At 73.9% G+C, this 2,689-nt stretch carries 2 protein-coding genes; one reads left to right on the top strand and one right to left on the bottom strand.

What is annotated here, in order from left to right; translation table 11 throughout:
• On the bottom strand, positions 1-1,279 hold a 1,279-nt coding region (gene xylB, locus EEJ42_RS32450; RefSeq protein WP_123105505.1), incomplete at its 3' end, for a xylulokinase.
• A gap of 154 nt (positions 1,280-1,433) precedes the next feature.
• On the opposite strand from xylB, the gene xylA reads away from it, so the two are divergent.
• On the top strand, positions 1,434-2,606 hold the full coding sequence (gene xylA / locus EEJ42_RS32445) for a xylose isomerase (protein WP_009720748.1): 1,173 nt from the start codon (positions 1,434-1,436) through the stop codon (positions 2,604-2,606).
• The last annotated feature ends 83 nt before the right edge of the window (positions 2,607-2,689 follow it).

The following is a 2,689-nucleotide window of genomic DNA, read 5'->3' as shown; positions in this document are numbered from 1 at the left end:
CGGCGGCGCCGAGGGCGACCAGCTCCTGCGCCCGCGGCACCTGGACGGGGCGGCCGCTCAGCCGCCGCACCGTCTCGCGCCAGGCCGTGCCCTTGGCGCCGCCGCCGATGAGCAGCAGCGGCGTGTCGGGGGCCGCGTCCGCGTCCAGCACCTGGTCGAGCGCGGTCAGCAGGGTGAAGACGGCGCCGTCGTAGGCGGCCTGGAGCAGCTGTCCCGGCGTGGTGTCATGGCGCAGTCCGTGCAGCAGCCCGGAGGCATGGGGCAGGTTCGGGGTGCGCTCACCGTCCAGGAACGGCAGCAGTACGGCCGAGCCGCCCGGTTCCACCGCCTCCCGGTCCCGGCCCAGCAGCGCGGCGACCTTGTCGACGGCGAGCGTGCAGTTGAGGGTGCAGGCCAGCGGAAGCCAGGCGTCACGGGTGTCGGCGAACCCGGCGACCACCCCCGTGGGGTCCGCGGGCCGGTGTTCCGAGACCGCGTACACCGTGCCGGAGGTGCCGAGGCTGAGCACGGGCTGCCCAGGCCGCAGCCCGAGCCCGAGGGCCGCGGCCATGTTGTCGCCGGTTCCGGTGGCCACCAGGGCGCCGGTGGGCAGCGGCAGGTCCGGCAGGTCCCGTACCGTCCCGGCCGCCTCGCCGTGCCGCAGCACGCGCGGCAGCAGGGCGGGGGAGAGCCCGATCCGGCCGAGGATCTCCTCGTCGTACGCCTCGGTGCCGGACGCCCACCAACCGGTGCCCGAGGCGTCGCCGCGGTCGGTCGTGCCGTACCCGGTGAGCCGTTCGGTGAGGTAGTCGTGGGGGAGCCGGACGGCCGTGGTGGCGCGTGCCGCCTCCGGCTCGTTCTCCGCGAGCCAGGCCCATTTGGTGACGGTGAACGACGCCGCGGGCACACTGCCGATCCGCTCCGCCCACGCCTTGGGCCCGCCCAGCTCCTCGACCAGCCGGTCGCGCTGCGGCGCCGAGCGCACGTCGTTCCACAGCAGCGCGGGGCGCACGGGACGGCCGGAGGAGTCCAGCGTCACCAGCCCGTGCTGCTGGCCGCCGATGGAGACCGCGGCCGCCTGCCGGGCGTGCGGACCGCACTGGCGCAGCGCCTCCGCCAGCGCCTCCCACCACTGCTCGGGATCGCTCTCCTTGCCCTCGCCGTCGGCGCCGCCGCCGACGGTGTGCGGGCCCTGGCCGCGTGCGACGACCCGGCCGGTCGCGGCGTCGACGACCAGCGCCTTGGTCGACTGCGTGGAGCTGTCCACGCCGACGACGAGCGGTCCTTCCGGCACGGGCACGGCTGCTGCTGCCATCTCGCGCTCTCCCTTGCGTCCCTGTCCTGTGTGCTGCGACGAGTCTTTCGCGGCCTGAGCGGGGCTTCCCCGGAATGCTCGCGCATACTAATTTGTAAAGCGCCCTGACGAAATAGGCGAGAGAGGCGAGGGAGTCGCGATGAGCTACAGCCCCACCCCCGAGGACCGGTTCACCTTCGGCCTGTGGACGGTCGGCTGGCAGGGCCGGGACCCGTTCGGGGACGCCACCCGCCCGGCGCTCGACCCCGTCGAGTCCGTCACCCGGCTCGCCGAACTCGGCGCGTACGGCGTCACCTTCCACGACGACGATCTGATCCCCTTCGGCGCCTCGGAGACCGAGCGCGAGTCGCACATCAAGCGCTTCCGGCAGGCCCTGGACGCCACCGGCATGACCGTGCCCATGGCCACCACCAACCTGTTCACCCATCCGGTCTTCAAGGACGGCGCCTTCACCGCCAACGACCGGGACGTGCGCCGCTACGCCCTCCGCAAGACCCTGCGCAACATCGACCTCGCGGTCGAGCTGGGCGCGAAGACCTATGTGGCCTGGGGCGGCCGCGAGGGCGCGGAGTCCGGCGGCGCCAAGGACGTGCGCGCCGCACTCGACCGGATGAAGGAGGCCTTCGACCTGCTCGGTGCGTACGTCACCGAGCAGGGCTACGACCTGCGCTTCGCGATCGAGCCCAAGCCCAACGAGCCGCGCGGCGACATCCTGCTGCCCACCGTCGGCCATGCCCTCGCCTTCATCGAGCGGCTGGAGCGGCCCGAGCTGTACGGGGTGAACCCCGAGGTCGGCCACGAGCAGATGGCCGGGCTGAACTTCCCGCACGGCATCGCCCAGGCGCTGTGGGCGGGCAAGCTCTTCCACATCGACCTCAACGGCCAGTCCGGCATCAAGTACGACCAGGACCTGCGCTTCGGGGCGGGCGATCTGCGGGCCGCCTTCTGGCTCGTCGACCTGCTGGAGACGGCCGGCTACGAGGGGCCGCGCCACTTCGACTTCAAGCCGCCGCGCACCGAGGACATCGCGGGCGTCTGGGCGTCGGCCGCCGGGTGCATGCGCAACTACCTCATCCTCAAGGAGCGGGCGGCCGCCTTCCGTGCCGACCCGGAGGTCCAGGAGGCGCTGCGCGCCTCGCGCCTGGACGAACTGGCCCGGCCCACCCTGGACGAGGGCGAGACCCCGGCGGCGCTGCTCGCCGACCGCACCGCCTTCGAGGCGTTCGACGTGGAGGCCGCCGCCGAGCGCGGCATGGCCTTCGAGCGCCTGGACCAGCTCGCCATGGACCATCTGCTGGCCGCGCGCGGCTGACCGCGACAGCGACCGCGACCGGCCGCCGGTCCCGCCCCCCGACGGGACCGGCGGCCGATGGGTCGGCGGGTCCGGCGGGTCCG

This window comes from Streptomyces botrytidirepellens, assembly GCF_003721215.1.
GTDB lineage: Bacteria > Actinomycetota > Actinomycetes > Streptomycetales > Streptomycetaceae > Streptomyces > Streptomyces himastatinicus.
Note: the sequence above shows the minus strand (reverse complement) of the source record. Positions and strands in the feature narration are given on the sequence as shown.

What these genes read in the sequence shown, in the direction of transcription:
- xylA (WP_009720748.1), top strand. Translation starts at nt 1,434, where the DNA reads ATGAGCTACAGCCCCACCCCCGAGGACCGGTTCACCTTCGGCCTGTGG.